Origin of the sequence: Vallitalea maricola (assembly GCF_036985595.1) — a bacterium.
Taxonomy (GTDB): domain Bacteria; phylum Bacillota; class Clostridia; order Lachnospirales; family Vallitaleaceae; genus Vallitalea; species Vallitalea maricola.
On the sequence record NZ_BTPU01000145.1, the window covers coordinates 1 to 242 of the forward strand.

Annotated in this window: 1 protein-coding gene; it reads left to right on the plus strand. The window is 33.1% G+C overall.

Annotated elements, in window-relative coordinates; translation table 11 throughout:
* The coding region (locus AACQ14_RS23660) for an S-layer homology domain-containing protein (RefSeq protein ID WP_339366004.1) at positions 1-183 on the plus strand (183 nt) is incomplete at its 5' end.
* Positions 184-242: the final 59 nt, after the last annotated feature.

A 242-nucleotide genomic window follows, 5' to 3' on the forward strand; every position in this document is an offset into this window, starting at 1 on the left:
CTGAAAGGATATTCGGATGCTGAAGATATAGCAGATTATGCAAAATCAAGTATAGTCTCTTGTCTGAAAACTGGTGTTGTATCTGGAACCAGTAGCAATACGCTAGCACCAAAAGGCAATATAACAAGAGCAGAAGTTGCACTAATTATAGAAAGATTACTGGAAAAATCTAAACTAATATAGTTCTTATAAAAACAAACACCCTCCAAAATAACTCAAAAGGTGTTTGTTTTTATAAGAAC